The following is a 2,922-nucleotide window of genomic DNA, read 5'->3' as shown; positions in this document are numbered from 1 at the left end:
CGGCCATCCTCGGCGCGGACACGATCGATGCCGATGTCCAGCGCGCCGAGTATCGGAAGCAGTTCGACACCGTCGCCTTCCCGGACAAGACGCCGGGCCCGGAGGGCACCGCCGGAGGTCTGTCCTGCGGCTGGACCGTGGAAGGAGGCAACGGCCGGTGGTGGAGCGGTCTTGCGCTTCCCGTCGCGCTGGCCGCCCCGCAGACAGTGGCGGCGCTCGCGGAGCCGGCCTGCGCCTGGAGCTACGACACGCGCGTGTGCCGCGTCGGCGTCGCTGTCGGCGGCCTCTGGTTCCTCGCCTCGGCATCCCCGATGGGAGAGTCCGAAGCGGCACCCGTCGACACGATGAACGCGTTGATCGCGGCTGCCGCGGATAATGCCGCCGCCGCGCCGAAGGCGGTGCCGGCCCCGGCCACCGCCCAACGCTGGCCGGTCGTCGCCTGCACCGAGCTCGGCGAGCGGATGAAGCTGGCGGACGTGCTCGGCGATGGCTACTGGTCCGGCTACTGGGAGGGCTCACGGCAAGCCGAGGACGACCTGTTCGAGTTTGCCGGAGTCCAGCAGTTCTGCCAGTACGGCACCCGCGATGTGTCGAAGGACGGCACCTATTACATCGTCTCCGTCACTTCCCAGCCGGGCGGGGCGTGGATGTGGGGCACGGACGACGATGCCGTCGGCGAGAGTGTGACCGTGACCGGCGCTCAGAAGGCACTGCGCATCCTGAAGGTCGACCCGGAGCGTGGAGACGACGTCCTCGCCAGCGACGGGACGAACCTGATCCGCGTGCATGTCAACGCGGGTCAGATCGCACCGGACGTCGCAGAGCGAGCGATCGCTGCTCTCGCCCAGGAATGAGGATCGCGGGTCGATACCCGCGAATCAGTGCGCCGCGTTTGCCTTCGGCGCGCCCTCGCGCGTGAGCGCCAGCGCCTGCGTCACATCGGCGATGAGGTCGTCGACGTGCTCGAGTCCGATCGACAGGCGGAGGATGTCGGCGTCCGGGCGGGCGTCGGGCGCCACGGGGCGGTGAGTGAGGGCTGCGGGATGCTGGATGAGCGAGTCGACTCCGCCCAGAGAGACCGCGTGGGTGAACAGGCGAGTGGATGCCGCGACCTGCGCGGCGGCGTCATAGCCGCCGCGCAGGCGGAGTGACACCATCGCGCCGGTCCCGTGCTGCTGGCGGGCGAGCAGCCCCGTCGGGTCGCCGTGCAGTCCCGGGTAGAACACCTCCGCGATCGCATCGTGCTCGAGCAGGCGCCGGGCGATCTTCGCGGCCGTCTCCTGCTGCGCACGCATCCGCAGAGGCAGGGTCGGGAGGCCACGATGCAGCAGATACGCGCCGAGAGGGTGAAGGATGCCGCCGGTGATCGCCCGGACGCGGCGAAGAGCAGCGGCGGATTCCGCGCCACAGGCGATGACGCCGCCGACGACGTCGCCGTGGCCACCGAGGTACTTCGTCGCGCTGTGCAGCGACATCGTCGCCCCGTGGGCGAGTGGCTGCTGGAGCACGGGCGTGGCGAACGTGTTGTCGACGAGAACCGGAACGCCGTCGGCCTCGGCGACCACGGCGGCGATGTCGACGAGCTCGAGCGTGGGGTTCGCGGGCGTCTCCACGACGATCAGTCCGCTGTCCGGCCGCAGCGAGGCGGCGACCTCGTCCGGACCGCAGAAGGTCACCTCCGTGCCCAGCAGTCCGGTCGCGAGCAGGTGATCGCTGCCGCCGTAGAGCGGGCGCACCGCCACGACGTGGGGGCGACCGATCGAGACCGTGTGGGAGAGGATCGCTGCCGTCAACGCCGCCATTCCGGACGCGAAGGCGACGGCGGCCTCGGCTGCCTCGAGCGTGGCCAGGGCCTCCTCGAACCGAGCCACGGTCGGATTCCACAGGCGTGCATACACGTGGCTGCCGCCCGGAATCGGCGTGCCACCGGTCGCGAGCGCCTCGTAGGAGTCGCCGCCGCGCTCCACATCCGGCAGCGGAGAGGTGGATGACAGGTCGAGAGGCGGGGTGTGCACCCCGAGTGAGGCGAAGTCGGCACGTCCGGCGTGCACGGCGAGCGTGTCGAGATGTTCCATGCCGCGAGTATGGAGGAAGGCGCAGCGAAAGTCGTGAACGGTTGGGTATACCGCAATCAACTGGCGAGATAGCTGTAGGACGAGCAGAATGACATCGACGTCAGGAGGCGCACTTGTCTGAATCGCAAGCCACGGCATCCGCCCTCGATGAGCTCGACCTGCGGATTCTCGCGGCCGTGGTCCGCGCGCCCGCCCGGTCCAACAAAGCGCTCGCCGAAGAACTCGGCGTCGCGGAGTCGACCTGCGCGTACCGCATTCGCTCCCTCCGCGTTCGCGGGGTGCTGGCCGGCGTCCGCGTCCTCGTCGACCCGGCATCCCTCGGTCTTCCGCTGCAAGCTGTCATCCGCGTGCGTCTCGGTCGACACACTCGCGAGGGGGTCGGGCAGCTGTTCGACGCGATCGTGGCGACGCCCGGCGTGATCGAGGCCTTTCACGTGGCAGGCGAGGACGACTTCCTCGTGCATGTGGCCGTGGAGGATGCCGCGGCGCTGCGCGACATCGTCCTCCAGCACATCACGGTGCACGAGGCCGTACTCACCACCGAAACCCACCTCGTCTTCGAGCGGCGCGAGGGAGTGGGGCCGCTCGCCCGCGTCACCGGGAGGCGCTCGGGTCCCAGAGCGAGTGATACGCGTTGATCGCCGGCTGCCCACCGAGGTGCGCGTACAACACGGTGGACGATGCCGGTATGTCGCGGGAGCCGACGAGGTCGATCAGCCCGGCCAGGGACTTCCCCTCGTAGACGGGGTCCGTGATCATCGCTTCCAGCCGTGCGCCGAGTTCGATGGCCTCCATCGTGGAGTCGACGGGGATGCCGTACAGCTCACCCGCCCACCCCTCCAGAACC

3 protein-coding genes and 1 pseudogene are annotated in these 2,922 nt (G+C 69.8%); 2 read left to right on the top strand and 2 right to left on the bottom strand.

Annotated features, from left to right (window positions below):
- A partial coding sequence (locus I5I_RS02110; RefSeq protein ID WP_036315908.1) for a hypothetical protein occupies positions 1-854 on the top strand: 854 nt, incomplete at its 5' end.
- A 24-nt stretch (positions 855-878) separates the two neighbouring features.
- On the opposite strand, the gene I5I_RS02105 is transcribed toward I5I_RS02110, so the two are convergent.
- The gene (locus I5I_RS02105; protein ID WP_036315907.1) at positions 879-2,075 is read right to left on the bottom strand and encodes a trans-sulfuration enzyme family protein; all 1,197 of its coding nucleotides are present in this window, start codon (positions 2,073-2,075) and stop codon (positions 879-881) included.
- 113 nt (positions 2,076-2,188) lie between these two features.
- Here I5I_RS02105 and I5I_RS02100 point away from each other — a divergent pair, with 113 nt between their 5' ends.
- A complete protein-coding gene (locus I5I_RS02100; RefSeq protein WP_036315906.1) occupies positions 2,189-2,713 on the top strand; it encodes an Lrp/AsnC family transcriptional regulator in 525 nt (174 codons plus the stop codon).
- On the opposite strand, the pseudogene I5I_RS02095 reads toward I5I_RS02100, so the two are convergent.
- Positions 2,670-2,922: pseudogene (locus I5I_RS02095) on the bottom strand (1-aminocyclopropane-1-carboxylate deaminase); the annotation flags it as partial. The gene I5I_RS02100 and the pseudogene I5I_RS02095 sit on opposite strands and share 44 nt — an antisense overlap.

The sequence above is a fragment of the Microbacterium sp. B24 genome, from assembly GCF_000333415.1.
Lineage (GTDB): Bacteria > Actinomycetota > Actinomycetes > Actinomycetales > Microbacteriaceae > Microbacterium.
The sequence above is the reverse complement of the archived record's forward strand: the minus strand, read 5'-3'. Positions and strand labels throughout refer to the sequence as shown.